At 72.3% G+C, this 15,350-nt stretch carries 12 protein-coding genes and 1 tRNA gene; 4 read left to right on the top strand and 9 right to left on the bottom strand.

All coding sequences use genetic code 11. The features are described from left to right. Nucleotides 1-133: 133 nt before the first annotated feature. Genes thrB through lysA form a run of 4 tightly spaced genes read right to left on the bottom strand, consistent with a single transcriptional unit; the run spans nt 134 to nt 4,946 of the window. Nucleotides 134-1,084, bottom strand: a complete 951-nt coding sequence (thrB, locus tag ASC54_RS09495; RefSeq protein WP_055860363.1) for a homoserine kinase — start codon at nt 1,082-1,084, stop codon at nt 134-136. Beyond that, nucleotides 1,084-2,166, bottom strand: coding sequence for a threonine synthase (gene thrC / locus ASC54_RS09490; RefSeq protein ID WP_055860360.1), 1,083 nt, complete (start codon nt 2,164-2,166; stop codon nt 1,084-1,086). Before thrC ends, thrB begins: the two co-directional genes overlap by 1 nt. Further along, nucleotides 2,167-3,495, bottom strand: a complete 1,329-nt coding sequence (locus tag ASC54_RS09485) for a homoserine dehydrogenase (protein WP_055898603.1) — start codon at nt 3,493-3,495, stop codon at nt 2,167-2,169. Next, nucleotides 3,492-4,946, bottom strand: coding sequence for a diaminopimelate decarboxylase (gene lysA, locus ASC54_RS09480; protein ID WP_055898600.1), 1,455 nt, complete (start codon nt 4,944-4,946; stop codon nt 3,492-3,494). The genes ASC54_RS09485 and lysA overlap by 4 nt, the downstream gene beginning before the upstream one ends. 193 nt (nt 4,947-5,139) lie before the next feature. Here lysA and ASC54_RS09475 point away from each other — a divergent pair, with 193 nt between their 5' ends. Beyond that, on the top strand, nt 5,140-6,516 hold the full coding sequence (locus tag ASC54_RS09475) for an MBL fold metallo-hydrolase RNA specificity domain-containing protein (protein ID WP_055898597.1): 1,377 nt from the start codon (nt 5,140-5,142) through the stop codon (nt 6,514-6,516). Between the two features lie 4 nt (nt 6,517-6,520). On the opposite strand, the gene ASC54_RS09470 is transcribed toward ASC54_RS09475, so the two are convergent. The 3 genes from ASC54_RS09470 to ASC54_RS09460 are packed head-to-tail and all read right to left on the bottom strand — an operon-like array spanning nt 6,521 to nt 9,857. Next, entirely contained in the window at nt 6,521-7,321 is an 801-nt protein-coding gene (locus ASC54_RS09470; RefSeq protein WP_055860348.1) for a DUF2993 domain-containing protein, read from the bottom strand. Between the two features lie 3 nt (nt 7,322-7,324). Continuing rightward, a complete protein-coding gene (gene argS, locus ASC54_RS09465) occupies nt 7,325-8,989 on the bottom strand; it encodes an arginine--tRNA ligase (RefSeq protein WP_055860345.1) in 1,665 nt (554 codons plus the stop codon). A 31-nt stretch (nt 8,990-9,020) separates the two neighbouring features. Then, the gene (locus ASC54_RS09460; RefSeq protein ID WP_055898596.1) at nt 9,021-9,857 is read right to left on the bottom strand and encodes a transglutaminase family protein; all 837 of its coding nucleotides are present in this window, start codon (nt 9,855-9,857) and stop codon (nt 9,021-9,023) included. Nucleotides 9,858-9,911: 54 nt separating this feature from the next. Between ASC54_RS09460 and ASC54_RS09455 the strand changes: the two genes are divergently transcribed. Then, a tRNA-Arg gene (locus tag ASC54_RS09455) sits at nt 9,912-9,984 on the top strand. Nucleotides 9,985-10,082: 98 nt separating this feature from the next. Here ASC54_RS09455 and ASC54_RS09450 read toward each other — a convergent pair. Then, a complete protein-coding gene (locus ASC54_RS09450; protein WP_055860338.1) occupies nt 10,083-10,559 on the bottom strand; it encodes a RimK/LysX family protein in 477 nt (158 codons plus the stop codon). Nucleotides 10,560-10,584: 25 nt separating this feature from the next. On the opposite strand from ASC54_RS09450, the gene rimK reads away from it, so the two are divergent. After that, nucleotides 10,585-11,793, top strand: coding sequence for a 30S ribosomal protein S6--L-glutamate ligase (gene rimK / locus ASC54_RS09445; protein ID WP_055860335.1), 1,209 nt, complete (start codon nt 10,585-10,587; stop codon nt 11,791-11,793). 86 nt (nt 11,794-11,879) lie between these two features. Here the strand turns inward: rimK and ASC54_RS09440 are convergent, their stop codons facing one another. Beyond that, nucleotides 11,880-13,319 carry a helix-turn-helix domain-containing protein gene (locus ASC54_RS09440; RefSeq protein ID WP_055860331.1) on the bottom strand — a complete coding sequence of 480 codons (1,440 nt, stop codon included), beginning with the start codon at nt 13,317-13,319 and terminating at the stop codon, nt 11,880-11,882. 116 nt (nt 13,320-13,435) lie between these two features. Here ASC54_RS09440 and ASC54_RS09435 point away from each other — a divergent pair, with 116 nt between their 5' ends. Further along, on the top strand, nt 13,436-15,295 hold the full coding sequence (locus ASC54_RS09435; RefSeq protein WP_055860329.1) for a phosphoenolpyruvate carboxykinase (GTP): 1,860 nt from the start codon (nt 13,436-13,438) through the stop codon (nt 15,293-15,295). The last annotated feature ends 55 nt before the right edge of the window (nt 15,296-15,350 follow it).

Below are 15,350 nucleotides of genomic sequence, written 5' to 3'. Positions count from 1 at the left end.
GAGGATGCTGATCGCTTCGGACCGACCGCACGGGAGGCGGTGATGATGAACCGGGAAAACGGGCGCAACGCGGTGCCGCGGTACGAGCCGGTGGAAAAGCGATAGCTGCTTGGGGATGCCCGGGGAGGTGGGCCTAAGCCGCGGCCTCGACCGGATGCGCCACCACTGTAGCACCCTTGAAATCGACGGCCAGCATGTGCGACTGCCACGGTGTGGCGGCGTTCTGCGCGACGACCTCGGCGGCGGCGAGGCGCTGCGCGGGGTCGCCGCAGAGCACCAGGATGGACGGGCCGGCGCCGGAGACGACGGCCGCGAAGCCGTTCGCGCGGAGCACCTGGATGAGGGCATCCGTCTCGGGCATCGCGCTCGCCCGGTAATTCTGGTGGAGCTTGTCCTCCGTGGCCGCGAACAGCAGCTCCGGGCTCTGGATGAGCGCCGCGATGAGCAGCGCCGAGCGCGAGACGTTGAAGATCGCGTCCTCGTGGGGCACCGACTCCGGCTGCAGCGAGCGGGCGAGCGCCGTCGACATCGTGGTCGACTCGGGCACGCACACCAGCAGCGAGACGCCGCGATGCACGGTGAGGCGCTTGTGCTGCGGACCCTGCGGGGTCATCCAGGCGATCGTGAGCCCGCCGAAGAGCGCGGGAGCGACGTTGTCGGGGTGGCCCTCGAGCTCGGTCGCGCGGGCGAGGAGCCCGTCGGCGTCGATCTCGACGATGCCCTCCAGGAGCCCCTTGGCCGCCATGATGCCGCCGACGATCGCGGCGCCGGAGGAGCCCATGCCGCGGCCGTGCGGGATCACGTTGTGCGCCACGAGCTCGAGCCCCGGCATCTCGACCCCGTAGTGGTCGAAGGTGTGACGGATCGAGCGGACGATGAGGTTCGACTCGTCGGTCGGGACCTCCCCCTCCCCCACGCCCACGACGCGCACGGTCGCCCCCGGGGCCTCGCGCACGGCGACCTCGAGCTCGTCGTAGACCGAGAGGGCGAGCCCCAGGGTGTCGAAGCCCGGCCCGAGGTTCGCGGTCGTCGCGGGCACCTTCACGTGCACGCGGCGGCCGGCGAGTCGCGGATCGAGCGCCATCAGTGCGCGCCCTTGACGAGGCCGAGAACGTCGGCGACCTCCGCGGTATCGACGGGGACGACGGTCGGGGCGACCTCGCTGCCGTCGGCGCGCTTGAGCGCCCACTGCGGGTCCTTGAGGCCGTGGCCGGTGACCGTCAGCACCACGCGGGCGCCGCGCGGGATGACCCCGGCCTCGGCGCGCTCCAGGAGACCCGCGACCGAGATCGCCGAGGCGGGCTCGACGAAGACGCCGACCTCCTGCGACAGGAGGCGGTGCGCCTCGAGGATGCCGGCGTCGTCGATCGCGCCGAAGTAGCCGTCGCTGTCGGCGTGCGCCGCGAGGGCGAGCTCCCACGACGCGGGGTTGCCGATGCGGATGGCGCTCGCGATCGTCTCGGGCCTCCGGACGACCTCGCCCGTGACGAGCGGGGCCGAGCCGGCGGCCTGGAAGCCGAACATGCGCGGCAGCGTCGTCGCGACGCCGCGCGCGAGCTCCTCGCGGTAGCCGCGGTGGTACGCGGTGTAGTTGCCGGCGTTGCCGACGGGCAGGATGTGGAAGTCGGGAGCGTCGCCGAGCACCTCGACGACCTCGTACGCCGCCGTCTTCTGACCCTCGATGCGGTCGGGGTTGACCGAGTTCACCAGGTGCACGGGGTAGTTCGCGGCGAGCTCGCGCGCGATGTCGAGGCAGTCGTCGAAGTTGCCCTGGATCTGGATGATCTCGGCCTTGTGCGCGACGGCCTGGCTGAGCTTGCCCATCGCGATCTTGCCCTCGGGCACGAGCACGGCGGCGGTGATGCCCGCGTGCGTCGCGTAGGCCGCCGCGGAGGCGGACGTGTTGCCGGTCGAGGCGCAGATGACGGCCTTCGCGCCGTGCTCGACGGCCTTCGAGATCGCCATCGTCATGCCGCGGTCCTTGAACGACCCCGTGGGGTTCATGCCCTCGAACTTGACCCACACCTCGGCGCCCGTGCGCTCGGAGAGGTAGCGGGCGGGGATGAGCGGCGTGCCGCCCTCGCCGAGCGTGACGACCGGGGTCGCGTCGCTGATGTCCAGTCGGTCGGCGTACTCGCGCAGAACGCCGCGCCACTGCTTCGCCATCTACAGTCCTTCTACTCGCAGCACGCCGGTCACGCTGTGGACGACCGTGCTGGTGGTCAGTGCCGCGACCGTTGCGGCGAGATCGGCCTCCGAGGCCTCGTGGGTGCCGATCACCAGAGTAGCGGCGGGAGCGGTCGCTCCCTCGCCCTCGCGGATCGACACGACGGACTGTTCGACCGTCTCGACGGAGACCCCGTGCTCGCTGAAGAGGGTCGCGATCATCGCGAGCACGCCGGGCTGGTCCGCCACCTGGAGGGTGATCTGGTAGCGGGTGGTGACGGCGCTGATGGGCAGCACCGGGAGATTCGCGTGCGTCGACTCCGCGACGCCGGGGCCGCCGACGACGTGGCGGCGCGCCGCCGAGACGACGTCGCCGAGCACGGCCGAGGCGGTCTGGATGCCGCCCGCGCCCGCGCCGTAGAACATGAGGGGGCCGGCGGCCTCAGCCTCGACGAAGACGGCGTTGTTGGCGCCGTGGACCGCCGCGAGCGGGTGATCCTCGGGGACGAGCGCCGGGTAGACGCGGGCCGAGACGCCCTCGGCGAGGGTCTCGGGGTCGACGATCTTCTCGCAGATCGCGAGCAGCTTGACGACGTAGCCGGCCTTCCGGGCGGCGCGCACGTCGTCGAGCGTCACCTCGGTGATGCCCTCGCGGTAGACCGCGTCGGCGGGCACGAGCGTGTGGAAGGCGAGGCTCGCGAGGATGCCGGCCTTCTGCGCCGCGTCGTAGCCGCCGACGTCGGCGGTCGGGTCGGCCTCCGCGTAACCGAGCTCGGTCGCCGTGGCGAGCGCCTGCTCCATGGTCTCGCCGTGCCGGTCCATGCGGTCGAGGATGAAGTTCGTCGTGCCGTTGACGATTCCGAGGATGCGCGTGACGCGGTCGCCCGCGAGCGAGTCGCGCAGCGGGCGGATGATCGGAATCGCCCCCCCGACCGCGGCCTCGTAGTACAGCTGCGCCCCGACCTGCTCGGCCACCTCGAAGAGCTCGGGACCGTGCGTGGCGAGCAGCGCCTTGTTGGCCGTGATGACGTCGGCGCCCGAGTTCAGAGCCTGGAGGATGAGCGTGCGCGCCGGCTCCAGCCCGCCCATGAGCTCGACGACGATGTCGGCGCCGAGGATCAGGGACTCGGCGTCGGCGGTGAGCAGCTCGCGCGGGATGTCGGTCGTGCGCGGAGCATCCACATCGCGCACCGCGACGCCGACGAGCTCGATGCCGGCGCCCACGCGCGCGGCGAGCTCGTCGGCGTGGGTCAGCAGCTGGTCGGCCACCTGGGCGCCGACGCTGCCGGCTCCCAGCAGGGCGATGCGGAGGTTGCGGTACTCGATCACGGGCGGGTGATCCTCTCGGGTCGGGCAGCGGGGTCGTGGGGAGCGGCGGGCTCGGAGATGCCGACGTCGCGACGCAGCAGATCGGCCTCGGTCTCGCCGCGCACGATCACGCGGGAGGCGCTGTCGCGGACGGCGACCACGGCGGGGCGGGCGAGGTAGTTGTAGTTGCTGGCGAGCGAGAAGCAGTAGGCGCCCGTCGCGGGGACGGCGACGAGATCGCCCGGGGCGACGTCTCCGGGCAGGTAGTCGGCCTGGACGACGATGTCGCCGCTCTCGCAGTGCTTTCCGGCGACGCGGACGAGCGCGGGCTCGGCGCTCGAGGAGCGCCCGGCGAGGCGGACGCCGTAGTCGGCGCCGTACAGCGCGGGGCGGGCGTTGTCGCTCATGCCGCCATCGACGCTGACGTAGCGGCGCACGGCGCTCCCGCCGTCGTCCGTCGTCACGACGACGTCCTTCGTCGTGCCGACCTCGTACAGGGTCACGCCCGCGGGGCCGATGATCGTGCGGCCCGGCTCGACGGCGATGCGCGGCACCGGGATGCCCAGCTCGGCGCACACGGACCCGATCGCCTCGGCGAGATGGGTCGCGATGCTCTCGATCGCGGGCGCCTCGTCGGAGTCGAGGTAGGCGATGCCGAAGCCGCCGCCGAGGTTGAGCTCGGGCACGTCGCCGCCCGCGAGCAGCTCGGCGTGGACGGCGAGCAGGCGGCGCGCGGCCTCCAGGAAGCCGTCGACGACGAAGATCTGCGAGCCGATGTGAGAGTGCAGGCCCAGGAGCCGCAGGTGCGGGGCGTGCGCGCGGATGCGGGCGACCGCGTCGGCCGCCTCCGCGAGCGGGATTCCGAACTTCTGATCCTCGCGCGCCGTCGCGAGGTACTCGTGGGTGTGGGCGTGGACGCCCGAGTTGATGCGCACGCGCACCGACTGGGTGCGGCCGTGCCGCACGGCGGCCTCGGCGACGCGCTCGATCTCGACGAGCGAGTCGACGACGATCGCCCCGACGCCGACGCCGACCGCGCGGTCGATCTCGGCGAGCGACTTGTTGTTGCCGTGGAGGCCCAGGCGGGCGGGGTCCGCTCCCGCCGCGAGCGCGACGGCGAGCTCACCGCCGCTCGCGACGTCGATGTTGAGGCCCGCGTCGAGCATCCAGCGGACGACCTCTGTGCACAGGAAGGCCTTGCCGGCGTAGTAGACCACGGCGTCGGCGTCGAGGCTCGCGAAGGCGGTGCGGAAGGCGTCGAGCGTGCGGGCGGCGCGCGAGCGGGCATCCGCCTCATCGACCACGTACAGGGGGGTGCCGAACTCGGCGGCGAGCGCCGGGGCCGGAACGCCGCCGATCAGGAGGGAGCCGTCGGCGCCGCGCTCGGCCGAGGACGGCCAGACGTGCGCGGGCAGCGCGTTCGCGTCGTCGGGGTGGCGGAGCCACGCCGGAGCGAGCGGGTTGACGGACACGGAACGCACCTCACGGGGATCTGCACGGAAGTCTCTGCACGGGAGTGAGGCGAGCGAACCCGGATTGGTCCCTGAAGCCAGGGGAATTCTACCGTGCGCCGACAGGGGCCTTTCGCCCCTGGGCCGGGTCGCGGATGCGGAGCACACTGGGCGGGCGACGAGACGGCGCCGTCTCGCGAGAAGGGATGCGGAGATGGCCCACGACGAGCACCCGACGCTGCGGTTCCTCGGCGGGACGGGAACGGTGACGGGGTCCCGGTTCCTGCTCGAGTCGAACGGCGCGCGCATTCTCATCGACTGCGGCCTGTTCCAGGGGTACAAGCAGCTGCGGCTGCGCAACCGGGCGCCGTTCCCGGTGCCGCCGTCGTCGATCGACGCGGTCGTGGTGACGCACGCGCACCTCGACCACTCCGGCTACCTGCCGGCGCTCGTGCGCGACGGGTTCAGCGGGCCGATCATCTGCTCGTCGGGCACCGCGTCGCTCGTCGGGCTCCTGTGGCCCGACTCGGCCCACCTGCTGGAGGAGGAGGCGCGCTTCGCGGCGAGGAAGGGGTACTCCAAGCACGACTCCCCCGCCCCGCTCTACACGACCGTCGACGCCGAGCGGGCGCTCGAGAGCGTCAGCGCGCGGCGGTTCGGCGAGACGATCACCCTCCCCGGGCGCGTGGAGGCGGAGCTGCATCACGCCGGGCACATCCTCGGCGCCGCGCACGTCCGCTTCCGGGCGAGCGGACGCGAGCTGCACGTGAGCGGCGACCTCGGCCGTGCCGACGACGCACTCATGATCGCGCCCGAGCCGCTCTCCGCCCTGTCACCCGCGCACGCGCTGCTCGTCGAGTCGACGTACGGCGACCGCGCGCATCCGGTCACCGACCCGGCGGAGGAGCTCGCTCCCGTGCTCGAACGCGTGCTCGGGCGGGGCGGCGTCGTGATGATCCCGGCGTTCGCGGTCGGGCGCGCGCAGGCCCTTCTGCTGCACCTGTCGAGACTGCGGCGCGCGGGCAGGATCCCGAACGCGCCGATCTACCTCAACAGCCCCATGGCGGTGGATGCGACGGCCCTCTACCGCGCGCACCCGGACGAGCACCGCGTGACCGGCGACGACCTCGCCGACCTGTACGACCTCGCGACGATGGTCCGCACGGTGGACGACTCGAAGCTGCTGAACCTGCGCGGCGGGCCGATGATCATCGTCGCCGCGAGCGGGATGCTCACCGGCGGGCGGATTCTTCATCACCTCGCCGCATACGGCGGGGACGCGCGCAACGCGATCGTGCTCACGGGGTACCAGGCGGGCGGGACGCGCGGGGCCGCTCTCGCCGGGGGCGCGGAGTCGCTGCGGATCTTCGGCCGCGAGATTCGGATCGCGGCCGAGGTCGTGCAGCTGCAGAGCATGTCGGCGCACGCCGACGCGGAGCAGATCCTCGATTGGATGCGCGACGCGAGCGTCGAGCACGCCTACGTGGTGCATGGCGAGCCGGACGCCGCCGACGTGCTGCGCGGGCGCATCGAGCGCGAGCTCCGCGTGCGCGCGCGAGTGCCCGAGCAGGGCGAGCAGGTGGAGATCTAGCGGGTCAGCACGTGCCGCGCTGAGAGAGCGCCGGCCCGTCGAGCGCGACGTCGTCGGCGCCGAGCGCGATCACGAGAGCGTCCTCCTCGACGTCGACCTTCTCCAGGAGGAGACCGCTCGGCAGGTGCTCGGCGACACACACCGACTGCGCCGAGAGCAGGCCGTCGCCGAGCCCGCCGAACTGCTCGGCGAAGCGCTGCAGGTCGATCTCTTCCTCGCCGAGGACGAGCGAGGCGGGGGTGAAGGTCAGGGCGCCGTCCGCCGCCTCCGGCAGGAGCCCCACGCCGACCTCGAGAGGGATCCCCAGCAGGTCGAGAGTCGAGCGGAAGCGGATCTGGCCGCCCTCGAGCGCCACCTCTTCGATCGACGCACCCGAGAGAGCGCCCGCGATCGCGGCGATGTCGCCCTCCTGGACGACGAAGCGGGCATCGACGCGCTCGGTCGGCCGCGTGCTGTCGACGGGGATGCCCGTGGCCGACATGGTCAGAGTGCCGGTCAGGTCGCCGGCCGAGATCTCACCGGCGTCGACGTCGACGCGCTCGAAGCGCCCCGACGCGAGCTGAAGGAGCACCGATCGGCCCGCGATGTCGACTGCGACAGGATGCTCGGGGTCGAGCTCGAGGGCGGTGCGCACCCGATCGGCGACCTCGTCGCGGATGACTCCCCGGACGGCGCCGTCGGCGACGATCGCGGCGAGCGCGAGCACGCCGAGGAGGGCGGCCGTCACGCCGACGATGATGACCGCTCGGCGACCGCCGCGACGGCGGCTCGCGACGGGCCGGTCGGCGGGAGCGGAGGCGCTCATCGGCTACATCCGCTCCGGAGCGGAGACGCCCAGGAGGCCCAGGCCGTTGCGGAGCACCTGACCGGTCGCGTCGGCGAGCACGCGGCGGGAGTGGTGGACCGGCTCGACCGGGTCGTCGCCGACCGGTGTCACGCGGCAGGCGTCGTACCAGCGGTGGAAGGACGCCGCGAGCTCCTCGAGGTAGCGCGCGACGCGGTGCGGCTCGCGCAAGCTCGCCGCCTGGGCGACGATGCGCGGGAACTCGGCGAGGGCGCCGAGCAGGATGCTCTCCGTCTCCTCGGTCAGCAGCTCGGCCGAGAAGCGGGAGCCGTCCACCCCGGCCGCGTCCGCGTTGCGCGCGACCTGGTGCGTGCGGGCGTGGGCGTACTGGACGTAGAAGACCGGGTTGTCGTTGGTGCGCTTCTGCAGCAGCTCCGGGTCGAGAGTCAGCGGCGAGTCGGCCGGGTACCGGGCGAGCGAGTAGCGCAGGGCATCCGTGCCGAGCCATTCGCGCAGGTCGTTCAGCTCGATGATGTTGCCCGCGCGCTTGCTGAGCCGCGCCCCGTTGATGCTGACGAGCTGCCCGATGAGGACCTCGATGTCGGTCTCGGGGTCGTCGCCGGCGGCACCCGCGAGCGCCTTCAGACGATGCACGTAGCCGTGGTGGTCCGCGCCGAGCAGGTAGATCGTGCGCCCGAAGCCCCGATCCTTCTTGGAGAGGTAGTAGGCGGCGTCGGCGGCGAAGTAGGTGTGGACGCCGTTGCCGCGCCGGATCACGCGGTCCTTGTCGTCGCCGAAGTCGGTCGTGCGCACCCAGATCGCGTCCTCCTCGTCGAAGACGTGCCCCTGAGCGCGAAGGCGGTCGACCGCCTCATCGATCGCGCTGCGCGTCCCGTCGGTCGCGGAGTGCAGCGTGCGCTCGCTGAACCAGACGTCGAAGCGGACGTTGAAGCGCTCGAGCGACTCGCGGATCTCGGCGAGCTGCCAGCCGTAGGCGAGCTCCCGGGCGACCGCGACGGCGTCCGCGCGCGGGAGGTGGGCGAGGTCGGGCCGTTCAGCGAGAGCGCGCGCGCCGAGGTCGGCGATGTACTGGCCCGGGTAGGCGTTCTCCGGAGCCGGGTCGCCGAGCGCGGCCGCGAGGACCGACTCCCCGAAGGTGTCCATCTGCGCGCCGGCGTCGTTGATGTAGAACTCGCTCGTGACCGCCGCACCGGCGGCCTTCAGCACGCGCGCGAGCGAGTCGCCGAGCGCCGCCCACCGGGTGTGCCCGATGTGCAGGGGCCCCGTGGGGTTCGCGGAGACGAATTCGAGGTTGATCGACTGGCCCGCGAGAGCGTCGTTGCCCCCGTAGCCCTCGCCCGCGGCGACGATCGCCGCGGCGAGCGCCCCGGCCGCGCCGGCCTCGAGCCGGATGTTGAGGAACCCGGGACCGGCGATCTCCACGCTCGCGACGCCCTCGATCGCGCCGAACGCGGTCGCGAGCTCCTCCGCGAGCGCGCGCGGCGCGAGCCCGATGCGCTTCGCGAGCTTGAGCGCGACGCTCGTCGCCCAGTCGCCGTGGTCCCGGTTGCGCGGGCGCTCGAGCGCGATGTCGCCGACCGAGAGCGAGCCGGCCGCCTCCGCGTCGCGTCGCTCGACCGCGGCGGTGACGGCGGCGAGCAGAGACGAGGCGAGGAGGTCGGGATTCACCCTCGAATCCTACCGAGGCGCACCGGGGCGATCAGCCGAGGGCGAGCAGCTCCTCGGGCAGCTCCGGCCCGCATTCGCTCGCCGCGGCCCGCACGCGCACGGAGGTCAGGGCGAGCGCCGAGCCGTCGCTGGCGAGGTACGCGGTGTCCGCGGCATCCCGCCCCGTCGCGATGCGGAGCATCGTCCGCCGCGGCGCGAGACCGGTCGCGTCCACGAGAAGCCACTCCTCGCCCACCGCGACCTCGACGACGGCGTGGAAGTCCATCGGCTCGAGCCCAGGAGCGTAGACCGAGACGACGCGCGCCGGCAGATCGGTCGCCCGCAGGATGCCGGCGACGACGTGCGCGAAGTCCCGGCAGACACCCTGCCCCGCCTCGAGCGGCTCCGCGATGCCGTCGGTGGGGCGTGTGGACGCCCACGAGTACTCGAGGGCGCCGCCGACCGCGTCGCGCACCGCGCCGATGCGCTCGAGCGGCGGCAGCGTCGCGAAGGCTCGCACCACCTCCCCGTGGATGAGGGCGGGGACGATGTCGCTCTGCACGTAGCGGCTCGGGCGCACATCGAGGATCCGGTCCAGCGGCGAGACCGCCGCCGGCCGCGCTCGGCCGCGCACCGTCGCCTCGTACTCGATCCGCAGTCGCCCCGCGGGCGCGTCGACCGTGTGCCAGCGAGTGCCCGCCGGCCCGGGATGCTCGGCCGCCGCGAGCGATCGGCCGTCGACCGCGACGCGGAGGCGCTCCGATCGCGACAGGCCCTCCGCGTCGGCGACGGCGATCGCGAGCACGAGCGCGGTCGGCTCGCCGAGGACCCCGTCGAGCGCGCACCCGACCTCCCGGACGAGCTGAGTGCGGACCGAGGCCGGCGTCATGGCCACATGCTGGCACGGCGCCACGGCCCCGGGGAACCCGCTAGGCTGACTCTCGCCTCCGTAGCTCAGGGGATAGAGCATCAGTTTCCGGTACTGAGGGCCGCAGGTTCGAATCCTGTCGGGGGCGCTGCGTTCACTCCTGGCTGCGCCGCCGCTCCTGCGGCGCAGCGCGCTGTTCATTCCTGGCCGCGTCGCCGCCCCTGCGGCGCAGCGCGCTCCGCGCGGCTAGCGGCCGCGGTTGGCCCGACGCACCTCTTTGGGCGCGCGGCCGCCGAGGAACGACCGGGCCGAGTCGACCACGAAGCCGTGGCGCAGCGCCTGACGACCGATGAGCATCCGGAAGCCCATCGTGTCGCGATTGCTCAGCGTGACCTCCGTCGTGACGGGGCGCCCCATGATGGCGACGTCCATGAGGACGACGAGGCGCTCCTCGACATGGCCCGACGAGCTGCGCACGCTGCGGCGGTCGTGCACGGGGCACTCGACGAGCACGGCGTCCGCCGCCGACTCCTGCCAGGGGTGGATCCGGAAGCGCACGCGCTCGTCCTCGCCCTCCCCGACGAGCTCGACGTCGAACGCGTGCACCGAGGAGGTGCGGGCGCCGGTGTCGAGCTTGGCCTTGATCCAGGGGATGCCGGCGCTGGGCAGAGCGATCCACTCTCGCCATCCGGCGATGGTGATTGAATGGGCGGACTCCGTCACACCCTCATCTTGTCAGGGGCGCCCCATGAAAATCGCCATCCTCTCGCGTGCCCCGCACTCGTACTCCACCCAGCGCCTCCGCGCCGCCGCCGAGCAGCGCGGTCACCGCGTCAAGGTCCTCAACACGCTGCGCTTCGCCGTCGACCTCACGGGCCCCGAGCCCGACCTGAACTACCGAGGTCGACCGCTGTCGACCTACGACGCGGTACTGCCGCGCATCGGCAACTCGATCACCTACTTCGGCACCGCCGTCGTGCGTCAGTTCGAGCAGATGGACGTCTTCACCCCCAACACCGCCAACGGCATCAGCAACGCCCGCGACAAGCTGCGGGCCACCCAGATCCTCAGCCGCCACGGCATCGGGATGCCCGCGACGGCCTTCGTGCGCAACCGCGCCGACGTGCGCCCCGCCATCGAGCGCGTGGGCGGTGCCCCCGTCGTCATCAAGCTCCTCGAGGGCACGCAGGGCATCGGGGTGATCCTCGCTCCCCAGGCCAAGGTCGCCGAGGCGATCATCGAGACGCTGCACTCGACGAACCAGAACGTGCTCATCCAGCAGTTCATCGCCGAGAGCCGCGGCCGCGACATCCGCGCCCTCGTGGTCGGCGACCGCGTCGTCGCGGCCATGCGCCGCACGGCGGAGGGCGACGAGTTCCGCTCCAACGTGCACCGCGGCGGCTCGGTCGAGGCGGTGTCGCTGACGCCCGAGTACGAGCGCGCGGCGGTGCGCTCGGCGCAGATCATGGGCCTGCGCGTCGCGGGCGTCGACATGCTCGAGGGCAACGACGGGCCGCTCGTCATGGAAGTCAACTCCTCCCCCGGGCTGCAGGGCATCGAGTCGGCGACCAAGCTCGACGTCGCGGGCGCGATCATCGACTACATCGCCCACGAGGTCGCCTTCCCCGACATCGACGTGCGCCAGCGCCTCTCGGTGTCGACGGGCTACGGCGTGGCCGAGCTCGTCGTCCACGCCGGCGCGGACATCGTCGGCAAGACCCTCGGCGAGTCGGGCATCCTCGACCGCGACATCACGGTGCTCACCCTGAACCGCGGCACGACCGTCATCCCGAATCCTCGCGCTCGGCAGGAGCTGCTCGCCGAGGACCGGCTGCTGTGCTTCGGCAAGATGGACGAGATGCGCTCGATGACGCCGCGGCGCCGGCGCCGGGCATCCGTGCGTCGACTGCCCAAGGGCGCGACGAGCGGCGCGCAGGGCACGTCCGCCGACTCCTGACGCGTCGCGCGGACGACCCGTCGACCGCGCCTCGCCCGGCGGGCCCGATCGGCCGGGCCCGATCGGCGGGGCCCGGTCGACCGGCCTCAGTCGTCGACGCGCTCGGCGTGCGCCTCGAGGAAGCGGTAGAGCTCCTGGTCGTCGACGCCGGGGAAGGTCCCGCTCGGCAGCGGCGACAGGATGTGCGCGTGCAGCTTGGCGCTCGTCCACGCCTTGCCCCGCCAGCGGCTCGCGAGATCGCCCGAGGGGCGGCGGCAGCATGCGGGGTCGGGGCAGGTCGAGACGCGGCGGTTGGTGGTCTCGCGACCGCGGAACCACTTCGACTGCGCGAAGGGCACGCCGACGGTGATCGAGAACTCGTCGCTCGCGCTCGTGCCGGTCTGCGTCGACTCCCAGAAGGTGCCCTCCGGCGTGTCGGTGTACTGGTAGAACTCCGTCGTCCTGTTGGTGCGCGTGAAGGCGACGCGCGCGCTCCAGTTCCGGCACACGAGCTGGCCCTCGACCGAGCCGGTCACGTCGACCGGCAGGCGCAGGCCGTCGTTCTCGTACGCCTTGTACACGGCGCCGTCGTCGCCGACGCGCAGGAAGTGCAGGGTGAGGTCGAGGTGGGAGGTCGCGAGGTTGGTCAGACGCAGGGCCGCGGCCTCGTGCGTGACGCCGAAGGCGTCCCGGAAGTCCTCCACGGCGATGTTCCGATCGCTCTTGGCCTGCGAGAGGAAGGCGACGGACTGCTCGCGCGGCATGAGGCAGGCGGCGGCGAAGTAGTTGATCTCCAGCCGCTGGCGCAGGAACTCGGCGTAGGTGCGCGGCACCTCGTGGTCGAGAAGCCGGTGCGCGATCGCCTGCAGCGCCATCGAGCGCAGGCCGTGGCCCCCGGGGATCGAGGCGGGGGGCAGGTAGATGCGGCCGTTCTCGAGGTCGATGACCGATCGCGCCGAGTGCGGGAGGTCGCCGACGTGGACGAGCTCGAACCCGAGCTTCTTGGCCATGAGGCCGACCTCGCGGTGCGTGAGGGCTCCCGTCGTGTGGCCCGTCTCGCGGACGGTCCGCTCGGCGAGCTCCTCGATGTCGGGAAGGTAGTTGTCGAGCGTCCGCATGCGGTGGCGCAGCTCCGTGTTGGCCCTGCGGGCCTCCTCGGGGGTCGCGATCGTCTGGCTCTCGCGCTCCACGAGCTCGCGGTGCAGGCCGACGAGCGCCTCGAGCACCTCGTCGCTCATCGAGCGCGACGCGCGCACGGCGGGCAGACCCAGCGAGGCGTAGAGGGTCGAGCGCTGGGCGCGCTCGAGCTCGATCTCGAGCGCCGCGCGGTGCGAGGGCGGGGTCTCCTCCAGCAGATCGGCGAGCGCCACACCGAGCGCCTCGGCGATGGCCGTCAGCAGCGTGATGCGCGGCTCGCGGCGGCCGTTCTCCATGAGCGAGAGCTGACTGCCGGCGACGCCGACCCGCTCGCCGAGCTGATCGAGGGTGAGCCCGGCGGCCGACCGGAAATGACGGATGCGCTGGCCGAGGGTGACGAGGTCGCTCATGCCTTGACAATACCGAAAGATCGCCTTTTCTTACATCCTTGACGGCGCGTAACCCCGCCTTCTGGGGGGACATCATGGTCGTAACAGGGAATTCTTCCCAGGACGGAGAGACGATCATGACGCTGCTTGACCACCCGCGCGCCGATTCCCCCCTCGAGGACGCTCCCGCATCCGCTCCCGATGCGCCGACGGTGCATCCCGCCGCCGTCATCGACTGGGTCGCCGAGCTCGCCGAGCTGATGCAGCCCGCCGACATCCACTGGTGCGACGGATCGACGCGCGAGCGCCACGAGCTCCTGCAGCTCCTCGTCGCCAACGGAACCCTCGAGCAGCTCAACCCCGAGCTCCGCCCCTACTCCTTCCTCGCCCGCTCCCACGAAGCCGATGTCGCCCGACTGGAGTCGCGCACCTTCATCTGCTCGGCCGAGAAGATCGACGCCGGCCCGACGAACAACTGGGCGGAGCCGACGCGCATGCGCGCCGAGCTGACCGACCTCATGCGCGGGTCGATGCGCGGCCGCACGATGTACGTCATGCCCTTCTCGATGGGCCCCGTAGGCTCGCCGATGGCGAAGCTCGGCGTGCAGGTCACCGACTCGCCGTACGTGGTCGTGAGCACGGGCTCGATGACCCGCATGGGGACCGCCGCCCTGGAGGAGATCGCCGCGGGCGCCGAGTGGGTCCCCGCGATCCACACCGTCGGCGCGCCGCTCGCCCCGGGCGAGAAGGACGTCGCGTGGCCGTGCAACGACACGAAGTACATCGTCCACTTCCCCGAGACCCGCGAGATCTTCTCGTACGGCTCCGCCTACGGCGGCAACGCCATCCTCGCCAAGAAGGCCTTCGCCTTGCGCATCGCCTCCGTCCAGGCGCGCGACGAGGGCTGGCTCGCCGAGCACATGCTGCTCATCAAGGTGACCGCGCCGACCGGCCGGGCGTACCACCTGGCCGCCGCCTTCCCGAGCGCGTGCGGCAAGACCAACCTCGCCATGCTCTCGCCGAGCATCCCCGGCTGGAAGGTCGAGACGATCGGCGACGACATCGCGTGGCTGCGCATCGGCGCCGACGGCCGCCTGCGCGCGATCAACCCGGAGGCGGGCTTCTTCGGCGTCGCCCCCGGCACGAGCGCGAAGACCAACCCGACGGCGATGGACACCCTGTGGGGCAACACCGTCTTCACCAACGTCGCCAGGACCGAGGACGGCGATGTGTGGTGGGAGGGCATGACCTCCACCCCGCCTGCGCACCTCACCGACTGGCGCGGCAACGCCTGGACGCCCGACTCCGGCGTCCCGGCCGCGCACCCCAACTCCCGTTTCACCGTGTCCGCCCGCCAGTGCCCGTCCATCGCGAGCACCTGGGAGGACCCGGAGGGCGTCGTCATCGACGCCATCATCTTCGGCGGCCGCCGAGCGACGAACGTGCCCTTGGTGGTAGAGGCGCGCGATTGGGATCATGGCGTTTTCCTGGGCGCCACGATCGCGTCGGAGCAGACGGCGGCCGCCGAAGGCACTGTGGGCGAGCTGCGTCGCGACCCGTTCGCGATGCTGCCCTTCTGCGGCTACAACATGGGCGACTACTTCGCCCACTGGCTCGACTTCGGTCGTCGCCTGCGCCGCTCCGCCCGCGTGCCGCGCGTGTTCCAGGTCAACTGGTTCCGCAAGGGCGCCGACGGTTCCTTCCTGTGGCCCGGCTTCGGCGACAACGCCCGCGTGCTGCAGTGGATGGTCGAGCGCCTCGACGGCACCGCGGGCGCCGTGGACTCGCCTCTCGGCTCGATCCCGACCGCCGACGGACTCAACCTCGACGGCCTCGACATCGACGAGAGCCGCCTGGGCGAGCTCTTCGCCCAGGACCGCGAGGCTCTGCGCGTCGAGGCCGACGACATCGAGACGTTCTTCGCGACGTTCGGCGACCGGATGCCCGCGGAGCTCGACCGCCAGCTGGAACTGCTGCGCCGCCGCCTGGCCGACTGAGCGCTCTCGACGCGCCGTCGTCGAGCATCGCTAGACTCGCCGGCACCATCGGCGC

Source organism: Yonghaparkia sp. Root332 (genome assembly GCF_001425665.1).
GTDB lineage: Bacteria > Actinomycetota > Actinomycetes > Actinomycetales > Microbacteriaceae > Microcella.
Note: the sequence above shows the minus strand (reverse complement) of the source record. Positions and strands in the feature narration are given on the sequence as shown.